We start from the raw sequence: 24845 nt of genomic DNA on the forward strand, positions 1-24845 counted from the left end.
CGAGCCCACTACCGGCTACGCGGAACCCCCGAAAACCCCGATCCGACGCCGAGTATCCATTTCCACACCCTCAAAGAGAGTATCACTCACGGAAGAAAACGGACGGTATCCGTTATGAGAGAGGGCACGCGAAGAGGCCGATCATGGCGCCAACATGAAAAAATCTAGTCGGTGACGAGCCGTCGGCCTTCGAACGCGCGGCCCAAGGTCACCTCGTCGGCGTACTCGAGATCGCCGCCGACGGGCAGACCCGAGGCGAGGCGGGTGACCTTGAGTTCGAGGTGCATGAGCATGCGCGACAGGTAGGTCGCCGTGGCCTCGCCCTCGAGGTTGGGATCGGTCGCGATGATGACCTCGGTGACCGTACCGTCCGCGAGACGCTGCATGAGCTGCCGGATGCGCAACTGGTCCGGTCCGATGCCGTCGATGGGACTGATCGCACCGCCGAGCACGTGATAGAGGCCCCGGAACTCGCGAGTGCGCTCGATCGCCACGACATCCTTCGCCTCTTCGACGACGCAGATTGTCGCGGGTGAGCGGCGTGGGTCACGGCAGATGTTGCACTGCTCTTGCTCGGTGACGTTGCCGCAGATCTCGCAGAACCGCACCTTCTCCTTGACCTCCATGAGCACCTCGGCGAGGCGGGTCACGTCGAAGGTCTCGGTCTGCAGGATGTGGAAGGCGATGCGCTGCGCAGACTTCGGCCCGATCCCGGGGAGGCGCCCCAGCTCGTCGATGAGCTCCTGGACGATGCCCTCATATCCCGCCACGAACTAGCTCTCCCTCGGGGCGACCCGGGGAGCGATCGCCTGCTCCTCGATGAAGCTCGCGCCGAGGATCTCGCGCACGACGGATTCACCGTAGCGGTCCTTGTCGTATGCGGGCTTCTCGGGTTGCGGTGCCTGCTGTTCGGGCGGGACGGATGACACGGGCTGCGCTTTCGCGCCGGGCTGCGTCTTCGGCCTGCTTGCGGAGTCGCCCTTGGGTGAGCTCTTGGGCGTGACCTTCGGCGCGCTCTCCGGTTCCGCGCGCACCGGCCTGGTCTCCGGCTCGGAGTCTGAGACCGGTGCCGTGTACCAGGTGTTGCCGTCTGGGGCCGGCGACTCGACATCCGGTTCAGTCGGCTCCGGCGCGTCATCCGGTTCGGCGAGCCTTGCCTGAGTCTGTGCTGTCGGGGCCGGGCCGGATGCCTTGGTCGTCTCGACTTTCGCGAGCAACTTCGGGGTGAAGCCGAGAACGTCGAAGACGGCCTTCTTGAGATAGTCGCCTACGCCTTCACCCGGCATGGTCTGCTGCTTCAGTGCGTCGACATCGTTCTGGCTCTGGAACGACAGGACCAGGATGCCACCGTCGCGCAGTTCGAGCGGTTTGGCCGTGAAGACGACCATCCACGCGGTGCGCTTGGCCTTCTGCACCACTTCGAGAATCTCGGGCCAGGCGTCTTTCACCTGTTGGAGGGTGACCTCCGCCGGTGTCGTCGGAGCTGGGGCTGGGCCACCGCTTGGTGAGGTCTCGACAAGCTCGACCGGCGGAACCATTGGCGTGGGTCTAGGCGCGACAGGCTTCTGCTGCTCGGCTTGTGCCGTCAAAGGCGGCTCTGCGGGTGCAACCTCTGATATGGAAGGCGCACTTTCTCCAGCCGCGGCCATCGGCTTCTCCGTAGCATTCGGAACCGACGAAGTAACCCGGTCAGCGGAGACCGCCGCGGAGGCGGGGGTGTGGTGGGCCTCTATGGGCGGAGCCTTCGCGGCGGTCTCCGCTGACCCCCCGCGTGACTCGACTGCTGATGGCCCGTCGGAAACCCCGATGCGCCGCTCCAGACGTTCCACGCGGGCGAGCGTTCCGCGCTCCGAGTCATCGCTCGCGGGAACAAGCACCCGCGCGATCATGAGCTCGAGATGCAGGCGCGGGGAGGTCGCCCCGGTCATCTCGTTGAGGGCGGCGCTGACGACATCCGCTGTCCTGGAGAGTTCGGCGACGCCGAAGAGCGCGGCCTCCTTGGCCATGCGGTCGAGCTCGTCCTGTTGCACGCCGCGCAGCACGGCCGCAGCGCCCTCGCCGGTCGCGGCCACGACGATGAGGTCGCGCAGCCGTTCGAGCAGGTCCTCGACGAATCGACGCGGGTCCTGGCCGGTCTGGATGACGCGGTCGACGCCGGCGAATGCGGTGGCGGCATCCGCGGTCCCGAGGGCCTCGATCACGTCGCCGAGCAGCGCACCGTGCGTATAGCCGAGGAGTGCGACGGCCCGTTCGTACTGCACGCTGGAGCCCTCCGAACCCGCGATGAGCTGGTCGAGCAACGAGAGGGTGTCTCGCACGCTGCCGCCGCCGGCGCGCACGACGAGGGGAAGTACGCCGGGCTCGACATCGACCTTCTCGCTCGTGGCGAGCTGCTGCACGTATTCGAGCATCTGAGCCGGGGGCACGAGGCGGAACGGATAGTGGTGTGTGCGCGAGCGGATCGTGCCGATGACCTTCTCGGGCTCGGTCGTCGCGAAGATGAACTTGACGTGCTCCGGCGGCTCTTCGACGATCTTGAGCAGCGCGTTGAAGCCCTGGGGCGTCACCATGTGCGCTTCGTCGAGGATGAAGATCTTGTAGCGGTCGCGGGCCGGGGCGAACACGGCTCGCTCGCGCAGGTCGCGGGCGTCGTCAACACCGTTGTGGCTGGCGGCGTCGATCTCCACGACATCCAGCGATCCGCTGCCCTCGCGGCTCAGCTCGACGCAGCTCGCACACGTGCCGCACGGGGTGTCGGTCGGACCTTCCGCGCAGTTGAGACAGCGCGCGAGAATGCGGGCGGATGTCGTCTTGCCGCACCCGCGCGGACCACTGAAGAGATAGGCGTGGTTGACCCTGTCGTTGCGCAGCGCCGTGCGGAGCGGATCGGTCACCTGCGACTGCCCGATCAGCTCGGCGAATGTCTCTGGCCGATAGCGGCGATATAGGGCGGTGACCACGCACTACAGCGTACCGGCGGCGGCTGACACGCGCTTGCCGGGCGCACCTGGCGGGGAGACTGACCCCGAGGTGGGCGAGGCGTCTGCGGTGGCTCGTTGCACGGCAATTACGGAGGAAATGCGACACGCCACCGAAAATGGCCAGATATCGCGGCGTGTCTCCGGATCTCCGTAATTAGCTACGCGGACGGGAGGAGTGGGAAGGTCGGCGGGCGGGGTGGGAGGGATGGGCGGGCATCCGGTCTGCTCCTCACCAGCACGGTCGGCTCGCGGGCTGTCCACCGACCCGGCGAAGCAGCCCCGGGGCCTGCCGAGCGTCACCAGACTGGCCGGATGTCCTCCTCGATTCTCTGCAGACTCGGACACGTCGCGAGTGTGGCCCAGCTTCGCGACATCGGACTCACCGAGGCCCGCGTGCGCGCGGCCATAAGCCGGGGCGAAATCGTCCGCCTGCGACGAGGCACGTACGGATGCGCGCACCTCGACTCCCTGACGGCGAGTGCCGCGCGCGTTGGTGGCGCCGTGACATGCGTGTCGCTCCTGCGCGAGTCCGGGGTGTGGGCCGGACACGGGATGCGTGCGCACCTGCAGCTCACGCCGAAGACGTCGCACGTGTCGCTCGAGTTCCTCACGGCGGACGGAGTCACACCGCGCTTCCACTGGGAACGGCCGCGGTTCGGCATGGAGACGCCCTGGCGAGCGACCAGGATGCAGGCGCTCTGGCAGGCCATCCGATGCCTCGACGAAGAGAATGCGATCGCAGCGCTCGAGTCCGCCATCCACACCGGCTTCCTCCCACTCGACGACATACTGCGACTGTGGCAGCTCGCACCGCGCCGCTTGCACGAGTACTGCCCCGACCTGGTGCTGATCAGCGGATCGGGCAACGAGACGGTCGTGAGGCTGCGGCTGCAGCGAGTGGGATACCGCGCGGAGCCGCAGGGGGCGATTCCGGGGTTGGGCCACCAGGACCTGGTCGTAAACGACTGCCTCGGGCTTGAGATCGACAGCAGGGCCTGGCACGCGGGTGACGAGCAGCGTGCGATCGACCTCGACCTCGACCGCGACCTGCACGCCGCGGGGCTCGGGCGTTCGACCATCCGCATCCTGCCCGCACACATCCACTCGAGCTGGCCACAGACTCTCGCGGTGATCGAACGCGCCGCTGCGGATGCGGCACGCGATCTGGAACGGCGGCGCGGGCGTGTCGTCGCGAGGGTTGGGGAGTGCTTCTAGTCGGGATCTGCCACCGGGCCGACCACGGCAATTACGGATGGATTGCGACACGACGCCGAAAACGGCCGGATTCCACGGCGTGTCTCCCGATCTCCATAATTAGCTGCGCGGGCGGCCGGTGGGGGTGACGGGATGGGAGTGGATGAGGCCGGGTCAGGGGGCGACAGCGGCAACGGTCTGGCGCGCGATCTCGAGCTCCTCGTTGGTGGGGATGACGAGCACGGCGACCGGGGAACCCTCCGGCGAGACGTAGCGGGCCTGCTTCGATGGGGACGCGTTGCGCGCCGGGTCGACCGAGATGCCCAGGAACTCCAGGCCCGCGAGGACGCGCGCACGCAGATGCACGCCGTTCTCGCCGACACCGGCGGTGAACACGAGCGCGTCGAGGCCGCCGAGCTGGGCCGCGTAGTTGCCGATGTATCCGCGGATGCGATGTGCGTAGACGGCGAGCGCCAACTCCGCCGCCGCGTCGCCGGCAACGGCCGCGTCGTGCACGTCGCGCATGTCGCCGGTACCGGTCATCCCGAGCAGGCCGCTGTGCCGGTTGAGCAGGTCATCGAGCTGGTCGAAGTCGAGGCCGGCCACCCGGTGCAGGTGGATGAGCGCGGCCGGGTCGATGTCGCCGGAGCGCGTGCCCATGACAAGGCCCTCGAGCGGCGTCATCCCCATGCTCGTCTCGACGGACACCCCGCCGTCGACGGCACAGACGGATGCTCCGTTGCCCAGGTGCAGCACGATCGTCTTGAGCTCGGCCAGGGGTCGATCAAGAAACAGTGCCGCCTGCTCGGAGACGTACTTGTGGGAGGTGCCGTGGAATCCGTAGCGCCGAACACCGTGCTTCTTCGCGAGCTCGGCCTCGATCGCGTAGGTGAACGCGGACTCCGGCAGCGTGTGGTGAAAGGCGGTGTCGAACACCGCGACGTGCGGTACGTCCGGCAGGGCCGCACGGGCGGCACGGATGCCGAGCAGGTTCGGCGGGTTGTGCAGTGGCGCGAGCTCGTTGAGCTCCTCGATCTGGTGCACCACCTCGTCGGTGATGAGCGTGGCCGAGGTGAACAGGGACCCGCCGTGCACGACGCGGTGGCCGACAGCGGCGATCTCGCGGTCGGTGCCGAGCGTCGCGAGAACCTGGCGCATCCCCGCCTCGTGATCCGGGATCCCGGAGCCCGGTTCGCCCACCCGCTCGAGCAGTCCGCTCAGCACGGCGGTCTCGGTGTCGAGGTCGACCAGCTGGTATTTGATGGATGATGAGCCGGAGTTGACGACGAAGATCTGGGTCACGCGGTGTCCTTGGTCCCTTGTGGAGTGTTCAGAGCCGCCGGAGGGGACGATGCGCCAGCATCGGGCAACCGTGCCGGCGAGGAATGAGGCCTCACTGCGTCCAACGTTACTCGCAGGCAGGGTGGCGCGCGGAACGAGCCCGCGTATCGAGACCGACCTGCGGGCTACGCGAGGCGACCGTCCTCCAGCTGGATGGCCAGGTCGGCCCCGGCCTGCACGCTCGGGTCGTGCGTGGAGATGATCGCGGTCATCCCCTCGGTCCGCACGACAGAACGCAGCAGTTCCATCACCGCGACGCCCGTCTCTGCATCGAGTTGGCCGGTCGGTTCATCCGCAATGAGCAGGCGTGGCGAATTGGCCAGCGCCCGCGCGATCGCCACCCGCTGCTGCTGCCCACCAGACAGCTCCGACGGCCGCTGCGCCGCGTGCGCGCTCAGGCCGACGAGCTCGAGCAGCTCGGCCACGCGCTCCTCGCGCTGCCGCGGATCGGTCTTGCGCAGTCGGAGCGGCAGCCCGACATTCTCGCTCGCCGAGAGCATCGGGATGAGGCCGAAGGTCTGGAAGACAAAGGCGATCTGGTCCCGGCGCAGAAGCGTTCGCGCCTTTTCGCCCAGCGCGCTCACCTCGATCCCGTCGACCACGACCGTGCCGCTCGTGGGCTCGTCGAGGCCGCCGATGCAGTTGAGCAGCGTCGTCTTGCCCGAGCCCGAGCGGCCGACGAGAGCGGCCAGGGCGCCGGCCGGGATGCTGAACGACACATCCTGCAGCGCGTGGACGTCGCCCGCGGCCGAACGGTAGCTGCGCGAGAGGTGCTCTGCCGTGACCATGTCCGGCACGACGAGGGCGTGGCGTCCGTGCGTGGACGCGGCTGTGTCTGTCACTTCTGGTCCTCCCCTGCGGAGTCTGGTACGGGCCCTTCTCCACGGTCGACCGCAGGCTTCGTCGTGCGCTCGGCGACCGGCCACACGCCCAGGTGATCGGGCTCCAGCTCGATTCGCACCCGATCCCTCAGGCCCAGTGAACTGCGGTAGGCGGCAGGAACCTGCAGTCGGCCCGCGCGGTCGAGCACCGCGAACTCCTCCGCGACCGTCTCGGATGCACCGTGTTCGTCGACCGTGACTCGCCGAAGCACCTCGGATGAGGTGCGGCCGTCGCGGATGGCCACCGTGCGCTGCACCTGGCCGGAGACCTCGGCGTCGTGGGTCACGATGACCACCGTCGTGCCGAAGTTCTCGTTTGCCGCGCGCAGCGCCGCAAACACGTCGTCGCCGCTTGCCCGGTCGAGTTCTCCCGTCGGTTCGTCCGCGAACAGCACCTGCGGCCGGTTGGCGAGCGCCACCGCGATGGCGACCCGCTGCTGCTCTCCCCCGGAGAGCTCGCCCGGCCTGCGGCGCGCCTTGTCCGCCATCCCCAGCGCGTCGAGCATCTCGGTGGCCCTGCGCGCCCGCTCACTCCGGCGCACGCCCGCGAAGGCCATGGGCAGCGAGACGTTCTCTGTGGCGCTGAGGTACGGGAGCAGGTTGCGCGAGGTCTGCTGCCAGATGAAACCGACCACGTTGCGACGGTAGTTGAGACGTTCGGCCGCGGTCATCCGCAGGAGATCCCAGCCCGCGACGCCCGCGCGACCGGCGCTCGGCGCATCGAGCCCGGAGAGCACATTCAGCAGGGTCGACTTTCCGGAGCCCGAGGCGCCGATGATCGCGATCATCTCCCCCTCGTTCACGAGCAGGTCGAGACCTTGCAGCGCCTGCACCTCGATGCTCTCGACCTGGTAGATGCGCACCACGTTGTCGCACACGATGAGTGCGTCTGCACCGTACTCGGCGCTCGTCGCAGCAAGGCCCGGGGCTGTCATGGTCGTCATACCGTCTCTCCCACTCGTAACACTTCACTGACTCGGTCACGCCTGCGCAGCAGGACTTCGACGAACACCGCGACCGCGACAACAATCACACTCGCCACGACCAGCCAGAGGATGAACCACCATGACACGGTCGTCGCGGGCGCGTACAGCCCTCCCGACAGGGTGATCAGGCCGAGCGCCGGCCCGAGGAACAGCACGATCGCCAGTCCGGAGGCCACGCCGCCGATGACCGCGGCGATCGCGAGGGGCGCCAGTTCTGCCAGCGCGAGCCACCATCCGAGCCCCAGCGGCATCCCGAGCGTTCTCACGAGCGAGAGCGAACGCGCTCGCTCTCCCGCCCCGGCCAGCACCGTCGCCACGAGCGCGACAAGTGCCAGCAGGCCGAGCGCCCAGGCGGACATGTTCAGGATGTTCTGCACGCCCGAGACCATGGCCTGGCCGTTCCAGGAGGTGATCCAGCCCGCGCGGGTGTGGACCGTGGCGTGCGGGATGTGCGCATCGGCGACCGCCCGGGTTGCACCGGCTCCGACGACGAGCAGCGAGTCGGCGGTCACCGTCCTCGACAGCATCGTCGACAGCGACGCGAGGTCGACATAGACGAACGGCCCGTCGAGGTAGCCGTCCGGGCCGGCACCCGTGTCCCCGATCACGCGTACAGGGATGTCGTGCTCGCCCACCGACATCGTCATGTCTTTGGTCTTCACCTTGTTCGCGAGCTCCGGGCCGACCACGACGGGCAGCCTGCCGTCCGGCGTGCCCGCAGAGGCCAGTTCGCGCAGCGCACCCGATGCCGACGCCTGCGCGAGCCCCGGAATCCTCGGCAGCGCGTGCACGACATCCGGGTAGCCGTGATCGACCGCGAGCATCGTGACGATGACGCTTTCGCTGCTCAGGGCGAGATGCACGTTGATGTTGGACAGGAACGACGCCGCGGCGTCGACACCCGGCGCGTCCGCCACCCGCGCGACCTGCGCCTCGCTGATTGCCCCGTCGACTCGAACGTCGGCTCCGACACGCTGCCAGGCCGCATCCTGCTGGCCGGACCGCACGGTCGCGCCGATGAGGGCGCTCGCGGCGGTCAGGGCGACGGCGAGCGTCAGCGCGAGCAGCGGCAGAACCGTCACGGAGTGGCGCGCGCGCACCGCACCGAGAAGGCCGAGCGGGCCCCGGGTGCGCCTGCCGAGGAAGCCCGCAAGCCGCACGGGCCACGGGTAGATCCTCAGCGCGACGACGGTGATCGCGGCGGAGACCAGCAGCGGAGCGGCCGAGAGCAGCGGATCGATCCCCGCTGTCGTCGTCTGCAGCAGCCCGCGGGACCGCAGGCTGACCACGGCGGCAACCGCGAGCGCAATCACGAAGGCCTCCACGGTGATGCGCCTGGCGAGGTCGCGCCGCTGCCGCTCGAGGCGTTCCCGACGCTGCACAGAGGAGGTGCGCCTGACCCGAGAACGGGCGATGAGAGCGGATGCCTGCACCGGCGCCGCAAGCGCCTGGGCGACGATCACGCTCGCCAGCACTATCGGCTGCGCCACCGGACCCGGGGCGACGATGGCCGCCACCGCGAGCCCCAGCGCGACCGCAACGGCACAGGCCAGCACGGATTCGACGATGAAGCGCGCGACGATCGCCGACGCGGCCGCTCCCCTGGATCGCTGCAGGTCGATCTCGCCCGCGCGCCGGGAGACCAGCAGTCTCGACAGCAGGATGAGCACGGCCAGCGAGACCCCGAGTATCCCCACCAGCACCACGGAGATCTGGGAGGTGGCAGCCCTCGCCTGGCTCGCATAGCCAACCAGGGCATTCGCGAACGGGGAGTTGACGTCCAGCGTCGCGTTCGACGCGGCCACGAGCGTCGAACTGTTGGCGACCAGTGCTTCGATCGCCGAGCTGACGGCCTCAACGGAGTCCCCCGTGAAGGCGGCGGGATCGAGCCGCACCCGCACGGTTCCGTCAAAGGGAGTGAGATAGAAGCCGGCAGCCGCGTTGATCCCATTCGGTTGCGCGAGAACGATGACTTCCGTGGACGGGAAGGCGGGCGTGGAGCCCGCGTGCGGGTTCCAGACGGCCGGCAGATCGCTCCACACCGACGGATTCGCGTGGTGACCGTTCTGCGTGACGATCCCCGTCACGACGACCCGGAGCGGAGGTGAATTGCCCGCGACGTTCGGGATCGGCACGGTCACGACACTGCCGACGTCGAGCGAGCTGGCCTTGGCCGCCTGCTCCGACAGCACGACTCCGATGGGATCACCGCTCGGAACCTCGCTCGTGGGCGGGAATGTGCCCTTGACGATCGACAGCTCGCCGAGATTCTGCGGGTTCAGCATCGCCATGCGGAACTTCACACCGCTCGCGGTCAGGCGCGGCTCGGCGTCGTGCGCGATGAGGCTCGCCTGCGGCCCGAGCACGGTGACGACGTGACCGGCGGTCACCTGACGAATTGCGCGAGGCAGTCTCTCAATGGCGTCGCTGGCGATCCCGGCGAAATCGCTCGGATAGACGATGCGGAACTGGTCGGACGGCCGCTGGACGCCGACGAGGCTGTGGATGTGGATGTCCGCCAGGCTTCCCGCCGTGGCGACCGCTTCTCGCGCACCGGCGTCGACCGTGCCCGTCAGCAGTCGCGGGCCCGCGAGCGCGAGCACGATCGTGATCGCGGCGAGCAGCGTCCACGCCACGAGCAGCGGCGCATCCCTTCGTGCCCGACGCCACAGCAGGGTGGGTCCGAGGGCGACCGCGGAGCGCAGCCTCGTGGCGAGGCGCGCTGCTGCGCTGTCGGCGCGCGTCATTCGTTCGCTCCCCGGAGGATCTGGGCCGGATCGGCCGTCTTCTGCGAGCCCGCGATGCTCGCGACGATCACCACGAGCGCAGCGACGACCACGCCGATGAGCGCAAGCACCTGCAGCCACGGGATGACGACGAGCACGGAGGGCACCGTCGGTGTCCCGTCAGGCGAGACCGTGATCACGGGGCCGACGAGCCATCCGACCACCACGCCGAGCGCGACTCCGAAGGCGGTGCCGAGCGCGCACAACATGAGCGACTCCGCTCCGATCAGGGTCACGAGCATCCGCCGTGAGAGTCCGACGGCACGCAGCTGGGCGAACTCGGTGTGCCTGGATCTCATCCCGGCGGCCGTGTGCATCGCGAAGCCGATCGCGGCCAGCAGTGCGGCACCGAGAATGGTGAGCCAGAGTGCCGCCTGCGCGGAGACCCGCATCGGATCCTGCTGCAGGGTGAGCGCGATCGCTTCGCTGCTCTGGGCGGCCGCCACGCCCACGCGCTGGGGGTGGGCATCCAGGTACGCCTGTCCGTGACCGGCGGGCACGTCGACCCACCACTCGTCGACGACGGGATCAGAGATGCCTTCCTGCAGAAGTGCGCGCGCGAGCGACTGCTGGTCGACGACAATCGTGTCTGCCTGGCTCGGGTCGAGGCCACCGTTGTCCGCCGCGAGATGCACGGTGCTCCGACTGCCCGGGATGAGCGGCGTCGTGCCCTCGACGATGATGCCGAATTGCCCGTCAGGCATGACCACGGTGAGTGGCACCCCCCGCTTCACGCCCATGTGCTTCGCGAGGCCTGCCGACATGACCGCGGGCATGTACCCCTCCGGGTTCCAGCCGGTGAGAACGAACTGCACGGCCTTCGCATTGACCGTCACCGGCACGATCACGCCGAGCCTGAGCTGCCAGCCCTGCGGAACGTTGATTGTCGACGGGTCATCGGCGAACGGGTCGGAGCTGTGTCCGTACCATTTCTGGTCGCTGCCGAGTTTCAACGGCACCGAGGGCAGCGCGGCATCCTCCGCCGCGTCGATCGGTGACGCCTCGAGCGAGACGAGCCCCTTGACGAGGATGTTCACGGGCGTGTTGTCGCCTCCGCCGTGCGGCCAGAGCGCGTCCGGATCCGTCACCATGAAGTCCGACTGCAGTCCGACGAAACTCAGCGGGACCGCGATCGTCGCGCCCTTCGGCAGCGTCGGGAAGGTCGCCTCAACCCGGTGTTCGCGCCCGTCGACCGGAACGAAGCCGAGGTCGACCGTGCTGAGCAGGCCGTGGGAATCCTGCAGGATCGCGTGCATGCGCGCGGAGACCCCGGGGATGGTGTAGTCGGCGTTTCCGATCTGGATCGTGGCGGCGAGGCCGACGGCGTCCCCGGCCAGCGGCACCGCCGTCGCAGTGTCCTTCGGCGGCGTGACGACGCTGCGAATCTTCGCACCGCCCTCGGTCACGAGCCTGCCGCGGTCGAGGTAGCCACGCGCCGTGGAACTGAGCCCCAGCACGAGCGCGTTCGTTCCCGTCAGGGCGTCGCCCACGGCATCCGTGATCACCGGGCCGGAGGCGGCCACCGTTCCAAGACGACGGATGGCCGGCTGCGGCGTGCCGATTGCCCCGGCAGAGAGCACCCCCGCCTCCGCGCCACCCAGATGGTCATCCGCCGGCACACGCACGGGCGCCCCGACGGTGAAGTCGGCCTGGTCCACCTGGGACTGCCGCCAGGTGGCGAGGAAGGTCTCCCCGAAGGTGCCCACGGCGAGCGCGAGGGTGAGAAGCAGCACGGATGCGGTGAGCCGCCTCGGCCTCCGCGCGATCTCCCAGATCGTGAGCGCGCCCAGCGCGGCCCTCGAGCGCTGCCCCACCCGCCCGAGCAGCCGCGATACCAGCGGGATCAGCCGAACGGCGAGCAGCGCACCGGCGAGCACCATGATCGCGGGCCCGATGACCAGGATCGGGTCGACCGAGAGAGACGCCGTGTAGTTCACCGGCGAGCGGTAGACCAGCAGCTGCCAGAAGACGATGACGGCCACGACGACGAGTGCCAGGTCGAACCCCGAGCGCATCATGCCGGAGGCACGAGACTGGCGATGCCTGCTCGGGTCGTCGGCGAGGAACCTCTTCCCGCGCCGCATCATGGGTGCAACCAGGATCACGACGAAGAGAATGGCGACTCCGGCGGCGACCGCCCAGACGAGCGGTGGCAGGCCGACATCCGCCGTCATCCCCGCGGCGACCATCGGTGGCTGCGCCGCGAGCACACGATACACGAGACCCGCCAGCGGGGGACTCACCATGGCGGCGATCACACCGATGCCGAGCGCTTCGAACACCGCGAGGCCCAGGAGCTGGCCGTCAGAAGCCCCCCTCGCGTGCATCGACTGGCGCTCGTCCGCTCGCGCCTCATTCGACAGCCGACCGGCCTGACCGAGCGTGACCAGCGCGAGCCCGAGCAGCAGCAGGCTCACGACCACGACGGTCGAGCGCATGACGATCAGTGCGGACGCGATCTCACTCGCGCCGTCGCCCAGGGTGCTCGAGTACACGACGCTCGAGGCCACGAGCCCGATGTTCTGCCTCACGGTGTCGTTCGCGTCCTTCAGCCGGTCGACGAGCGGGGCAAGCTGGGAGACCGTGATCCGGTCGAAGTCCGGGGCGTAGCGGATGTCGAGCGAGCGCACCGGAAGCGCGGCGGTCGCGAGCACACCCGGCGCCACCACGACCGGGCCGAACGCGTTCGTCGGCGAGTAGGTGGAGACATCCGGTGTGGCGAATCCGGCGATGTATCCCGCACCGTCCAGCGCGTCGCGAGCCCAGTACGCGCCCTTCGGCTGGATCGCCGTGTAGATGCCCACGACCTTCGCCGTGGTCACGATGGTTCCTGAGGTCGTGGCGAATTCACTGCCGACCGCGAGCCCGAAGGCCTTCGCCGCCGACGTCGGGATGGCGACGGGGACGCGCGTCGACGAGTCGCCGGCGGAGGGCCAGTCCCCGGTCTCGAGCCTCGCGTGCGAGGTGATGGCATCCAGCTCGCCGAAGTAGCCCAGCGCCGGAACCGCGCCGCTCAGCTGCGGAACGGTGAGGAACTCCGAGCTGGCGATGACGCTCACGGAGGATGTCGCCGCGTCCCCGAGCACGCGATCGACCGCCTTGTCCGCGAGCGCCGTCACCTTCGTGGTGGCGATCTGCGGTCGGAACATCCGGATGTCGATCACGGACTGCTCTGCGGGCAGCTTGTGGAACGCGGCCCTCACGCCACCCTGCTCGGTGGCGAACATGAGGAGGCCGACCGAGGTGACGAGGGTGCAGGCGATGATTGCGATGACCGTCACGACCGTGAGGAGTCGCCAGTTGCCGCGCACTCGACGCGCGGTGAGACTCAGGAGCCACAGGGGCAGGGTGCCGCGCGTCATCCCTTGCTGTCGCAGACGTACGCGCTCATAGACCTACAGTGTCCCGGTTTCTGCCGGACGGCGGCCCGCCCGCTCGGGCAATACTAGCGACACGCACGCGGCCGAGCGCCACCCTCAGATGGCGGCCTGGATGGCGGTGATCGCGACGGTGTTCACGATGTCCTGCACTAGCGCCCCGCGGGAGAGGTCGTTGATCGGCTTGTTCAGGCCCTGCAGCACCGGCCCGATCGCCACGGCGCCAGCGCTGCGCTGCACCGCCTTGTAGGTGTTGTTGCCGGTGTTCAGGTCGGGGAAGATGAACACGGTTGCGCGGCCCGCGACCACGGAGTCCGGCATCTTCGACCGGGCGACGGATGCGTCCACGGCGGCGTCGTACTGGATCGGCCCCTCCACGAGAAGGTCTGGCCTGCGCGCGCGCACGAGCTCCGTCGCGGTGCGCACCTTGTCGACGTCCGCGCCGGAGCCGGACGCCCCGGTCGAGTACGAGAGCATCGCGATGCGCTGGTCGATGTCGAACTGGGCCGCCGTGGACGCGGAGGAGATCGCGATGTCCGCCAGCTGCTCGGCGTTCGGGTCGGGGTTGACGGCGCAGTCGCCGTAGACCAGGACACGATCCTCGAGGCACATGAGGAACACGCTCGAGACGACCGAGACATCCGGCTTCGTCTTGATGATCTCGAAGCCGGGGCGAATGGTGTGCGCCGTCGTGTGCTGGGCGCCGGAGACCATGCCGTCCGCGAGGCCCAGGTGCACCATCATCGTGCCGAAGTACGACACGTCGATCATGGTGTCGCGCGCCAGCTCGACCGTGATGCCCTTGTGCGCGCGCAGCCGCGCGTATTCCACCGCGAACTTCTCCCGCAACTCCGGATCGAGCGGGTTCAGGATGTCCGCGGCCGCGATGTCGAGACCGAGCCCAGCCGCGCGCTGGCGGATCTCCGTCTCGTCACCCAGGATCGTGAGCCTGGCAACCTGCCTGCGCAGCAGCGTGCTCGCTGCGCGCAGGATGCGGTCATCCGTGCCCTCCGGCAGCACGATGTGCCGCTGGTTCGAGCGCGCGCGGTCGAGCAGGTCGTACTCGAACATGAGCGGGGTGACCACGTCGGAGCGGCTCACCTCGAGCCTCTCGAGCAGCAGTTCGCCGTCGACGTGCTGCTCGAACAGGGCGAGCGCCGTGTCGAACTTGCGCGGGGAATCCGCAGCGAGCCGCCCGCGCGCCTTGGTCACGACGCGCGCGGTGTCGTAGGTGCCGAGGGAGGTGCGGATGATGGGCACGGTCGACCCGAGCCCGTCGATGAGCGACTCGATCTGCGGCAGCAGGTCGAATCCGCCGTTGAGGATGATGCCCGCGATCGACGGGAAGGTGTCGGCCGCGTGAGCCATGAGCAGCGAGAGCAGAACGTCGGATCGGTCGCCCGCGACGATCACGACACCGCCCTCGATGAGTCTGGTGAGCACGTTCTCCATCGACATGCCCGCGATGACGACCCCGAGAGACTCCCGCTGCAGGAGCGCGGGATCCCCCTTGATGAGGGTGCCGTCGCAGGCCTCCATGAGCGAGGCGACGCTCGGCGCGATGAGGAACGGGTCTTCGGGGATCGCCCACACGGGGATCGGCTCGCCGCCGGCCGCGCCACGGTGGCCGTCGCGGTCGTGCACGGACGCTGCGCTCAGCGCCTCGACGATCTCGTCGAGTTTGCCCGGCTCCGCACGGTTCGCGACCACGCCGACCACGCGGGCGTGAGCGGCGTCCAGCTCCTGCATTGCGAGACCGAAGACCTGCCGTAGTTCGTCCGCGCTGCGATTGCCCGTCTCATCCGATTGCCCGCCGAGCACGAGAAGCACGGGAGCACCGAGGTTGGCCGCGATGCGCGCGTTGTACGACAACTCGGTCGGACTGCCGACGTCGGTGTAGTCGGAGCCGAGGATGACGACGGCCCCGCACTGCCGCTCGACCGCCTTGAAGCGTTCCACGATGCGGGAGAGGGCGGCATCCGGATCGGCGTGTACCTCTTCGTAGCTGACGCCGACGCACTCCTCGTAGTCGAGGCCGACGCCGTCATGTCCGAGCAGCAGTTCGAGCACGTAGTCGCGTTCGGCGCTGGAGCGCGCGACGGGGCGGAAGACGCCCACTCGTTCGATCTCGTGACTGAGGGTGTCGAGCACGCCGAGGGCGATCGTCGACTTGCCCGCGTGACCTTCCACTGAGGTGATGTAGATGCTTCTGGCCACGCTCCCAGCCTACGTCGCCGGTGTCCCACTTGGGGGTCACCGGAGATCGCCCCGAAGGCTCCGCCCATAGAGGCCCACCACGCCCCCCTTCGGCGCGATCTCCGGCGACCTGAGCAGCCTGCATGAAAAGAAGGCCGTGGTGCAGCTGGGGCTTAACGGCGAGGACCCCTCGCGCACCCGCCAGAGCCCGGTTACCCTTGCTACGTTTCCGTCCTGGGGGAGTTGGCCTGGATGGCGCCACGCGAGGAGCCTCACCTAGTTTACCGGACATCCGCCGTGACTTGCGTGCCGCATCCCTTCGGCCTCCGCAGGTAGCTAACGACGGATGAATTGCGACACGCCGGGCAAAACGACCCGCCTACGCGGCGTGTCGCCCAAATATCCGTCATTAGCTACGCGCCGGGGTGCGGATGGACGACGAGTCGACATTCCGGCCGGTCGAGTAGGCCGCAACGAAGGAGCAGCCGTATCGAGACCGGAACGTGGTGCAGGACCATAGAAGAAACCGTTGCCCGTGAGGTCTCGATACGCGAGCTCGTACCTCGCGCGCCACTCGACCAGCCTTAATAAGCCGTCGTCGGGGATCGCGTCGAACGCGCAAACCCAGCCGAGGGCGAGGGGTGTCGGGTTTCTCGCGAGTTATGAAGGGTTCTGACGGCCACGCTTTTCGGCCGTCGAGAGCTACCGTCGTCGGGGATCGCGCCGAAGGCGGGGGCGTGGTGGGCCTCTATGGGCGGAGCCTTCGGGGCGATCTCCGACGACCCCGCCGCCACTACTGCGTGACGCGGATGATGCCGGACGCACCCTTCTCGGCATCCGACATGATGTGGCTGACGAAGCTGTAGTCGCCGGGCTCGTCGAAGGTGAGTTCCACAAAACCGCCCTGGGCGGGCTGGAGGGCGAGCGCTTGGGATCCTCCCGTGCCGGTGCTTCCGCCGCCCCGCAAGAGGTAGTCACCCTCGAAGAACACGGTGTCGAACTGCCCGCCTACGACATGGAACGAACTCGGCCGATTGGGTCCGGCATCCAGAACCCAGATGCGCACCCGGTCGCCCGCCTTCACGGTGAGCGGCGCGTAGCGGTACTGGTCGGCGTAACCATTGAACGTGACCAGGTCGGGTATCTCGGTCTTGACCCTGGAGTAGTCGGCGATCGCCTTCTGGGCACCGAGGTAATACTCGCCCTGCACGAGCACGAATTCCTTGTCGACCGGGTCAAGGCCGGGCGGGTCGATGATGACGACGCCGTACATGCCGTTGGCGATGTGCAGTGACATGGGCATCGTCGCGCAGTGGTACAGCCAGATGCCCGAGCGCGTCGCGGTGAAGCGATACTCGAGCGACTGGCCTGGCGCTATGTCTCGCATGGGTTTGTCTGGCGACAGGGCCCCGGCGTGGAAGTCGATGGAGTGACTCATGCTTCCGTCGTTGACCAGGGTGATGTCGAACACGTCGCCGACCTTGCCGTGCAGCACGGGCCCCGGTGCGGTGCCGTTGTAGGTCCACAGCTTCTGGGTGATGCCCGGGGCGACCGCGCGCTGGATCTCCGAGACCGTGAGCGTGAGCTTGTGCACTGTCGCGGATGGCGCAGGCGGCAGCGTCGCATCCCTCGCCTCGAATCCCGGTCCCGGCTTCTTCGCCAGGTCGATGTCTTTGGCGGCGGACGGTCCGTCCGCTGTTCCGGTCATCCCGGGCATGTTCGCCATGTCGTGGCTGCCGGAGTGGCCGGCCGAGTCGCCCACCGAGTCCCCGCCCTTCGACGCGTCGGCCGAGTTCGACCCTCCGGTCGCGACGATCTTCATGACCATGCCCATGAGGCGATGGCCGGCGACGGAGCACCATCCGTCGATGTCGCTCCCGATGACCCCGGCGTCGACCGTCGCGCTCCTGCCCGGTGCCAGTCGGCCAGAGGTGACACCCGTCGCGAGCGTGAGGTCGTGGATCTGGTCGTCGATGTTCTTGAGCTTGATCACGAGCTTGTTGCCGACGGGCACCTCGACGGTGCTCGGCGAGAAGCGCATGTTTTTCATGGTCATGCTCACCGTGGTCGTCTGGCCGGTCGCGGCGGCCCCGCCGGAGGGCACGCCTACGGAGAGGCCGGTGGCCGCGGGGTCGAGGGTGACTCCGACGGTCATGGCGAGGATGAGCGCGCCGGCGGCCACCACCAGGGAGCCGCTGTGGCGCGCGGGGGCGACCGGGGCATCCGACCGCTGCATCGCATCCGCACCGCTCGGCGCCTTGCGCGAAGCGACGACCGCGCGCACGGCCAGCGGCAGGAAGCTCAGGAGCACGCCGAAGACGAGGAGCGACATGACGACGCGCACGAAGCTCGAGGTGGGCAGCAGGTAGATCACGATGCCGAGGTTCAGCACGACGGCGCGGAACATGCCGCCTCGGTTCAGTTCGAGCGCCGAGCGCCTGGCCGCCTCTGGGCCGCCCCCGAGCACGACGGGCAGCAGGTAGCTGAGCGCGCCGAGCAGGATCTGCGCGGCGAAGCCAACCGCGAACGGCCCGACCAGCCAGGCCAAGCGATCGCCCGCATCCGCCCAGTTCGAGGCCGTGGCAACGAGGATGCCGAGCGCGAGCGAACACGCGACGAACCAGCCGAGTGCGGCAGCGAGGCTCCACGCTGCGAAGCTCGAGCGGGTGGCCCTGCGCGCCTGCGCGACCGCCTCGACGAGCACGATCACGATCCCGGCGACGTAGAGGACCATGGCCGCGACGACCCCGATGCGCAGGTCGGCGAGCACGAACAGGCCGAACAACAGAACACCGCCGCACAGGAGCACGAGCGCGCTCCTGGCTGTGCCGCTGGCCGCGTCGGATGCCCGGGTGCCGAGCACGGTCGGCCAGAGCAGGATGAACGTGCCCACCACGGTGAGCCCCACCCAGCCGAGCAGGTTGAAGGCGATGTGCGCGGGGAACAGCCGGTCGTGCAGGCTGTCGGGCAGCCCGGCACGTGCCATGATGATGCCGAGCGTGACCCCGATCGCGAGGAACACGGCCCCGGCGATGTAGAACCGCACGAGAGAAGCGAACCTCGCGGGGAGCCTGCCCCGCATCTGCAGGCCGAGGATCGTCGCGTGGACGAGCGCGACCACGCCGACGAGGATGCCACCGACGAGCACGAGAGGCCACCATCCGCTGACGATGCCCGCGACCACGAGGCTCGCGCCGATCGTGTGCCCGACCAGCCGCATCCCGTGCGAGACGCGCCCGCCCGGCGCCGGTCTGCGCAGGAGCGAGTCGGCGAAGTGCTGGCTCCAGACCAGGATTGCGGTGCTGATGGCACCGAGCAGCAGCAGATGCACCATGAGCCAGGTGCCCGACGGCACGAAGCGATGCACGATGACGATGACGCCCGCGGCGACAAGCCACAGCGCAACGAGTCCGTTCATCAGCAGGTACCAGCGCCTGCGAGACAGGGTTCCGCTCACTGTGCGGGCCCCTCAGGGGTCGCTGGTTCAGGAGTCGCGGTCTTCGGCGCGTTTGGGGTCTTCGGCGCAGCGCTCGGCTGGCGCTTGAGCGGGTTCTTCTTCGGCGGCCCGAGAATCACCGAGGTCACGGCGAGCACGACGAACAACAACAGCGCGGTCTCGTTGAGCGCGCCGCCCCACTGCACCGCCACCGGCAACTCGCGCACATCCCCGACCACCCGCAGGACGAGCGAGACGTGCAGCAAGAGCACCGGGATTCCGAGGAACGGGCGGTACGGCAGCGGTTTGCGCAGCACGGCGGGCAGGATGACCGGAGCGTGCGCCATGATCATCGAGATCACGAAGCCGAGGAACACCGAGTGCACCACGGCGTCATACGCCCATCCGGAATCCACCCGTCCCATGAACAGCCAGATCCCGGCCGCGACCACGAGCCAGATGTAGCCGCTCAGCAGGCATGCCGCCATGTACCGCGGCAAGCCGGTCGAGCGCACGAGTCTCGTGGCGACATCGAAGCGGAACAGCCACGCCACAAGCGCGATGAGCGAAAGCGACAGCAGCGGATACGCGACGGCCGGCCAGAGCGGGCTGAGAGCGGCGGATGCCGCGAGCGCGATCGCGACGCCGAGTCCCAGCCGCTCGACACCGATCGTCACGAGCGGGGAGATGCGCGCGAGCTCCAGCCGCTCCCCCGCGATCGTGAGCACGAGGAACGACACCATGCCGGGAACGAGGGATGCGACGGCCGTGCCGCTGAGCCACAGCACGGTCGCCGAGAGTCCGGAGAGCGCGCCGAGCACCTGGATGGCCGTGGCCGCCGCAGCCTGTCGCCGCCAGACCACGAAATAGATGCCCAGCAGCGCGGCCATCCCCACAACAAGCATCGCCTTGCCCGTTTCGACCGGCAGCGGCGAGAGCATCACGAGGCTTCCGAGCCCCAGCAACCCCGGAGCGGCGAACCCCCACCACCGCCTCGCGGCCACCGCACGCTCGAGCACGATGAAGGTTCCGACGAAGCCGAACACCATGAGCGGGGCATGCAGCTGCGGAAGTCGGTCGAGGGTGAGTGGTGCGTGCAGGCCCAGGAGCAGCAGCGCTGCATCGAGACCCATGAGCAGCGCGAGCCCGCCCGGAATGAGAAACGCCAGTCGGACGAGGGAGCGGTCGAGAACTGGTCTGGTGGACGAGGACGCGCCAAAGGCGCTGCCCGTCGACCGCACGGGAGAGGTCACTCTTCGATCGTACTGCCGAGGCTGAAACGAGCGCTGTGGTCATCCCGTATGCTTTACGTTGGTCGTCGTCGCGGATGCGGCAACAACCACCCAGGAGAATTCGCCTAGTGGCCTATGGCGCACGCTTGGAAAGCGTGTTGGGTGCAAGCCCTCGGGGGTTCGAATCCCCCATTCTCCGCCAAGGCTCAGAAGCGTGTTGGGTGCAAGAAGTCCAACCGGGGGTTCGAATCCCCTCTTCTCCGCCACCGCACTATCGTCAGCACAACGGCTGGGGGAACGCATGGCACGCAGGCACGATCATCAGAACTACGCCGTGCGTGTCAGCCCTCGCAGCTCTCTTGTGCGCACGGGAGTGCTGTCCTATGTGCTGCTCTCGCTGCCGCTGTTCGGCGCACTCTATTTCCTCGGTGCACCCAGGGGAACCTGGCCGATCGCGCTTCTCGTGCACGTGATCACCATCGTCGGAGCCCTCGCGAGCTACAACATTTATCGCAGGATCTTCATCGGAGTCACGCAGACCGAGGTGCACGAGCGCAGCGTGCTGGGCGGCACCACCGTCACACCACTGAAGCAGATCCGCTCTGCCTCACTCGTGTCCACCTATCGAAGTGCGTCGACCGAAACGACCGAACAGCTCATCCTGTGCGACGAGCACAAGCAGCGCCTGGTGCGGATGCGCGGGGCGTTCTGGACGACCTCCTCGATGCGCGAGGTCGCCGCGGCCACCCGCGTACCGCTGGAGGAGTCGACGGACCCCATCACCGCGCAGGTGTTCTTTCAGGAGTACCCGGGGAGCGCGTACTGGTTCGAGAATCGGCCCGTGATCACCGGGATCGCCATTGTGGTGACCCTCGGTGCGATGCTCGGACTCGTGCTCGGCCTCATGGCGCTCATGGGCATCCCCACGGGCAATCCACTCTGACGATCACGCCGCCACAGGCCTCAGGAACGCGGCGGCGCCGTTGATTCTCGCTGCACGAGAAGCGGCGCATCCACCGTCTCCTCCTGTACGGCGTGACTCTTGTCGATCGTCGTGAGCAACCGGTTCATGAGGGTGCGACCCTGTTGTTCGTAGTTGATGCGCACGGTCGTCAGCGGAGGCTGGAAGTACGCGGACTCCGGGGTGTCGTCGAAACCCGTCACGCTCATGTCCTCCGGCACGGAGACGCCGCGCTGGGCAAGCGCTCTCAGCATACCGAGCGCCATCTGGTCGTTGGCGGCAACCACTGCGGTCACCCCCGCATCCAGCGGGAGTTCCATGCCCGCTCGGAACCCGGACGCCGATGACCAGCTGCCCTCGATCGTTCCGGCCGAGACGAGCCCGTGCTCCGCAAGCGCGGCGTTGTATGCAGCCACGCGGTTACGTGACGCCCACCACTCGAGCGGGCCGGATACATAGAACAGCTTTCGATGCCCGAGCGCGACGAGGTGATCCACGATCTGGTGCATGCCGGAGTCGCTGACGCTCGTGTGGGTCGCGGCGGCGGCCAGGTCGACATCCGTCTCCATCAGCATGGGCACGGAGAAGTCGGCGCGCTGGATGCGGTCCGAGAGCAGGTCCATCGGCGCGAACGCGACGATGCCCGCGAGATCCTGCGTGCGCAGCACACTGAGTGCCTGCTCCACCGCGGTGTCGTCCCGGGGGTCGAGGGTGACGATGTCGAGAAGGTAGCCGGCGTGCCTCGCGGCGTCGCTCGCGCCCTGGATCGTCTTGCTCGGGCCCACCTCGAGCAACTCGTAGACGAGGGCACCGATGCGCTGTGAACGGCTGGTCGCGAGCGAGCGAGCGGCGAGGTTCGGCCGGTATTCGAGTTCGTCGAGCGCGGCCTGAACCTTCGCCCTCGTGGCCGGCCGGATGCCCTCATAACCCTGCAGCAGACGGGAGACGGTCTGGTGTGACACGCCCGCGCGGCGCGCCACGTCGTAGATCGTTGCTGGCCGTTCCGCGGGGCGTTCGGAGGCGCGCGAGGGCAGGGTCATGACTGCTCCCCCTCATCTCTCCTCGCGTACCACCAGACGGCGATAGTTAAGGTTACGTCGCTACACGGCCGATCACTGCGCTATCGGTCGCGCCACTCCGTTCGATGCACTGACCGTAGCCCCACCGGGCACCCGCGCGAACCAGGAGCCGGAATAGCCGGAGCTGACCCGCACATCGGCGCCGTCACGCTCGACGCGGAACTCGGCGGTCTCCCCGGTCGGGGTGGTCACCGTGATGGTGCGCGGCTCATCCCTCGACGAGGGATAGACCTCGATCGTGATTCCATCGAGATAGTCGTAGTCCGGGCGGTCGCTCCTGGCGCCGATCGGCAGCACAGCAGCGTCGCGTACATAGAGCGGAAGGGTGTCGTAGCCGTGCTGCTCGCTGCGCCATCCCGGGCCGGTCACGCGATCGCCGGTGAAGTAGTTCGTCCAGGTGCCCGCGGGCAGGTAGAACTCGGCGACACCGTCGGCACTGAACACGGGGGCGACCAGAAGCTCGCCGCCCAGCATGTACTGGCGGTCCAGGTATCCGGTGGCCGGATCATCCGCGAACTCGAGCTGCATCGGCCGCAGCACCGGGGTGCCGACGCGGGATGCCTCGAGCCCGGCCGCGTAGATATACGGCATGAGCGAGAGCTTGAGCTTCGTGAACCGGCGGGTCACCGCGACGGCGCTCTGGTCGCTCGTGTCTTCGGTGCCGTCGGGCAGAACGTCGAAGGCCCACGGCACCCGGTAGGAGTCCGAGCCGTGGAAGCGGCTGTGGCTCGACAGCAGGCCGAAGGCCGTCCAACGCTTGAAGACCCCGGCATCCGGCGTTCCCTCGAAGCCGCCGATGTCGTGGCTCCAGAATCCGAACCCGCTGAGCGCGAGCGATAGCCCACCGCGCAGTGTCTCTGCCATGGACTCGAAGCTCGAGGTGGAGTCTCCACCCCAGTGCACGGGCAGGCTCTGGCCGCCCGCGGTCGCCGAGCGCGCGAAGAGCACCGCGTCGCCCGTGCCGCGCTTCTCCTCGAGCACGTCGAAGACCACGCGGTTGTAGAGCTGCGTGTAGTAGTTGTGCATGCGCTCGGGGTTCGAGCCGTCGAAGTAGTCCACCTCGAGCGGGATGCGCTCTCCGAAGTCTGTCTTGAAGGCGTCGACGCCCTGGTCGAGCAGTACCCGCAGCTTGTCCTGGTACCAGGCGGCGGCATCCGGGTTGGTGAAGTCGACGAGCGCCATGCCCGCCTGCCAGAGGTCCCACTGCCAGACGTCGCCGTTCGTGCGCTTCACGAGGTAGCCCGCGGCCTTCGCCTCGGCGAACAACGGCGAGCGCTGGGCGATGTACGGGTTGATCCACACGCAGACGTGCAGGTTCTTCTCGTGCAGCCTGGCGAGCATCCCCTCCGGATCGGGGAAGGTGCGGGAGTCCCACTCGAAGTCGGTCCAGTTGAACTCGCGCATCCAGAAGCAGTCGAAGTGGAAGACGCTGAGCGGCAGGTCGCGCTCGGCCATCCCGTCGATGAAGCCGCCCACCGTCTTCTCGTCGTAGCTCGTGGTGAAACTCGTCGAGAGCCACAGCCCGTAGGACCACGCAGGAACGGATGCCGGACGCCCGGTGAGCGCCGTGTACCGTTCCAGGATCTGCTTGGGGTTCTTCCCCGCGATGACGAAGTATTCGAGGGACTCGCCCGCCACCGAGAACTGCACCCGCTCGACCGCCTCGGAGCCGACCTCGTAGGAGACGTGGCCGGGGTGGTTGACGAAGACGCCGTAGCCGCGGTTGCTCAGATAGAACGGCACGTTCTTGTAGGCCTGCTCGCTCGAGGTGCCGCCGTCGGCGTTCCAGATGTCGACGGATTGCCCGTTCTTCACGAGCGGCCCGAAGCGCTCGCCGAGACCGTAGATGAGCTCGCCGACCCCGAGCGAGAGCTGCTGGTGCACATAGGCATCGTGCAGCGTGGCCGAGGTGCCCGCGCGCGCGTTGCCGATCGGAGCGCCGTCGACCTGGGCATCCGCAGACAACTGCAGGTAGCCGATCGACTTGTGCCCGCCGGAGGTGAGCACGCGGTCGCCGGTGCTGAAGCTCAGGTTCCAGGGGGCACCGGCCGAGATGGTGGCCGTGATGTCACCGCTCACGAGCGTTCCGCCCGCCTCGGTCACGGTCGCGACGCCGTGCCCGTCCTCCGCGCCGACGAGCTCGAAGCCGAGCTGGTCCTTTCCGCCCTGGAAGTGCTCGAGCTTCACGCCGATGATGCCCGGGAGCGGAGAACTGAGGGTCACGGTGACGACCGGCTGGTTGAGCGTGTCCCCGCGGGACGCGATGACCTTGGTCGGGGCGGTCACGACGAGAGAGTTCTGCCCTGACCAGATGTCATAGGCCTCCTGCGCGTAGAGCGCGGTCACGCCGGGGCGCAGCTGCCAGAAGCCGTCGGTGAATTTCATATGCGTGTGT

14 protein-coding genes, 1 tRNA gene and 1 other RNA gene are annotated in these 24845 nt (G+C 68.3%); 3 read left to right on the forward strand and 13 right to left on the reverse strand.

Going from position 1 to position 24845, the window contains the following annotated elements:
- Positions 1–164: 164 nt before the first annotated feature.
- Positions 165–770 (reverse strand): recombination mediator RecR, encoded by a 606-nt coding sequence (gene recR, locus ABUA28_RS07250; RefSeq protein WP_349903371.1) that lies wholly within the window; start codon positions 768–770, stop codon positions 165–167.
- A gap of 3 nt (positions 771–773) precedes the next feature.
- Entirely contained in the window at positions 774–2960 is a 2187-nt protein-coding gene (locus tag ABUA28_RS07255) for a DNA polymerase III subunit gamma and tau (RefSeq protein WP_349903372.1), read from the reverse strand.
- A gap of 333 nt (positions 2961–3293) precedes the next feature.
- Here ABUA28_RS07255 and ABUA28_RS07260 point away from each other — a divergent pair, with 333 nt between their 5' ends.
- Positions 3294–4196, forward strand: coding sequence for a type IV toxin-antitoxin system AbiEi family antitoxin domain-containing protein (locus ABUA28_RS07260; protein WP_349903373.1), 903 nt, complete (start codon positions 3294–3296; stop codon positions 4194–4196).
- Positions 4197–4349: 153 nt separating this feature from the next.
- Here the strand turns inward: ABUA28_RS07260 and ABUA28_RS07265 are convergent, their stop codons facing one another.
- The 9 genes from ABUA28_RS07265 to ABUA28_RS07305 all read right to left on the reverse strand — a co-directional run bounded on the left by ABUA28_RS07265 (position 4350) and on the right by ABUA28_RS07305 (position 20431).
- The gene (locus ABUA28_RS07265) at positions 4350–5477 is read right to left on the reverse strand and encodes an acetate/propionate family kinase (RefSeq protein WP_349903374.1); all 1128 of its coding nucleotides are present in this window, start codon (positions 5475–5477) and stop codon (positions 4350–4352) included.
- Between the two features lie 164 nt (positions 5478–5641).
- Positions 5642–6358: an ABC transporter ATP-binding protein gene (locus ABUA28_RS07270; RefSeq protein WP_349903375.1), complete on the reverse strand. Its 717-nt coding sequence runs from the start codon at positions 6356–6358 to the stop codon at positions 5642–5644.
- A complete protein-coding gene (locus ABUA28_RS07275) occupies positions 6355–7341 on the reverse strand; it encodes an ABC transporter ATP-binding protein (protein ID WP_407075426.1) in 987 nt (328 codons plus the stop codon). The genes ABUA28_RS07270 and ABUA28_RS07275 overlap by 4 nt, the downstream gene beginning before the upstream one ends.
- The gene (locus ABUA28_RS07280; protein ID WP_349903376.1) at positions 7338–10130 is read right to left on the reverse strand and encodes a hypothetical protein; all 2793 of its coding nucleotides are present in this window, start codon (positions 10128–10130) and stop codon (positions 7338–7340) included. Before ABUA28_RS07280 ends, ABUA28_RS07275 begins: the two co-directional genes overlap by 4 nt.
- Entirely contained in the window at positions 10127–13531 is a 3405-nt protein-coding gene (locus tag ABUA28_RS07285; RefSeq protein WP_349903377.1) for an FtsX-like permease family protein, read from the reverse strand. The genes ABUA28_RS07280 and ABUA28_RS07285 overlap by 4 nt, the downstream gene beginning before the upstream one ends.
- A 114-nt stretch (positions 13532–13645) precedes the next feature.
- Positions 13646–15763 (reverse strand): phosphate acetyltransferase, encoded by a 2118-nt coding sequence (pta, locus tag ABUA28_RS07290; RefSeq protein ID WP_349903378.1) that lies wholly within the window; start codon positions 15761–15763, stop codon positions 13646–13648.
- A 157-nt stretch (positions 15764–15920) separates the two neighbouring features.
- Positions 15921–16017, reverse strand: an RNA gene (gene ffs, locus ABUA28_RS07295) — signal recognition particle sRNA small type.
- A gap of 518 nt (positions 16018–16535) precedes the next feature.
- Positions 16536–19199 carry a multicopper oxidase domain-containing protein gene (locus tag ABUA28_RS07300; RefSeq protein ID WP_349903379.1) on the reverse strand — a complete coding sequence of 888 codons (2664 nt, stop codon included), beginning with the start codon at positions 19197–19199 and terminating at the stop codon, positions 16536–16538.
- Positions 19196–20431: a hypothetical protein gene (locus tag ABUA28_RS07305; RefSeq protein ID WP_349903380.1), complete on the reverse strand. Its 1236-nt coding sequence runs from the start codon at positions 20429–20431 to the stop codon at positions 19196–19198. Before ABUA28_RS07305 ends, ABUA28_RS07300 begins: the two co-directional genes overlap by 4 nt.
- Positions 20432–20524: 93 nt before the next feature.
- On the opposite strand from ABUA28_RS07305, the gene ABUA28_RS07310 reads away from it, so the two are divergent.
- Both ABUA28_RS07310 and ABUA28_RS07315 read left to right on the forward strand, forming a co-directional pair.
- Positions 20525–20612: transfer RNA gene (locus tag ABUA28_RS07310), tRNA-Ser, on the forward strand.
- A 99-nt stretch (positions 20613–20711) separates the two neighbouring features.
- Positions 20712–21353, forward strand: coding sequence for a hypothetical protein (locus ABUA28_RS07315; RefSeq protein ID WP_349903381.1), 642 nt, complete (start codon positions 20712–20714; stop codon positions 21351–21353).
- Between the two features lie 20 nt (positions 21354–21373).
- Here ABUA28_RS07315 and ABUA28_RS07320 read toward each other — a convergent pair whose 3' ends face one another.
- Positions 21374–22411 carry a LacI family DNA-binding transcriptional regulator gene (locus ABUA28_RS07320; protein WP_349903382.1) on the reverse strand — a complete coding sequence of 346 codons (1038 nt, stop codon included), beginning with the start codon at positions 22409–22411 and terminating at the stop codon, positions 21374–21376.
- Positions 22412–22483: 72 nt separating this feature from the next.
- Positions 22484–24835, reverse strand: a complete 2352-nt coding sequence (gene yicI / locus ABUA28_RS07325; RefSeq protein WP_349903383.1) for an alpha-xylosidase — start codon at positions 24833–24835, stop codon at positions 22484–22486.
- Between the last annotated feature and the right edge of the window lie 10 nt (positions 24836–24845).

The sequence above is a fragment of the Parafrigoribacterium humi genome (assembly GCF_040227205.1).
GTDB lineage: Bacteria > Actinomycetota > Actinomycetes > Actinomycetales > Microbacteriaceae > Parafrigoribacterium_A > Parafrigoribacterium_A humi.